At 63.2% G+C, this 707-nt stretch carries 1 protein-coding gene; it reads right to left on the bottom strand.

The window, feature by feature from the left end; all coding sequences use genetic code 11:
• Positions 1 to 707, bottom strand: a 707-nt coding sequence (locus AC1DKR_RS20995; RefSeq protein WP_478035055.1) for a calcium-binding protein, incomplete at both ends; no start/stop codon positions are given.

Genomic DNA, 707 nt, shown 5'->3' with positions numbered 1-707 from the left:
CCGAGCAGGGTGTTGTTCAGGTCGTTGCCGATCACGGTGAAGGCACCGAGGCCGGTGACGGTGACATCTTCGACGTTCTGCAGGTTGCTTTGGCTGAGGTCGACGGTGCTGCTGGCCAGGGTCGAGGTGTAGCTGATGTTCAGCAGGTCRCGGCCCTGGTCGRCGGTTTCCTGCAGCAGTGCCAGTTCGCCGGCCTGGTCGAGGATATAGGTGTCGTCGCCGGCGCCGCCGATCAGCGTATCCAGCCCCGCGCCACCGTTGAGSAYGTTGTTGCCGCTGTTGCCGGTCAGCACGTTGTTCAGGGCATTGCCGACGCCGKTGAGGTTRTCGCTGCCGGTSAGGGTGAGGTTTTCCAGGTTGGCGCCCAGGGYCCAGCTCACCGAGGCGCGTACGGTGTCGATTTCGCTCGCCAGGGTRCTGGTTTCGGTGACCGTGTCCTTGAGGTTGTCGACGAYGTAGGTGTCRTTGCCGAAGCCGCCCATCATCACGTCGGCGCCGAGGCCACCGTCCAGCACGTTGTTGCCGCTGTTGCCGATCAGCACGTTGTTCAGGGCGTTGCCGAGCAGGGTGTTGTTCAGGTCGTTGCCGATCACGGTGAAGGCACCGAGGCCGGTGACGGTGACATCTTCGACGTTCTGCAGGTTGCTTTGGCTGAGGTCGACGGTGCTGCTGGCCAGGGTCGAGGTGTAGCTGATGTTCAGCAGGTC

The sequence above is a fragment of the Stenotrophomonas sp. 01N47 genome, assembly GCF_056399165.1.
The sequence above is the reverse complement of the archived record's forward strand: the minus strand, read 5'-3'. Positions and strand labels throughout refer to the sequence as shown.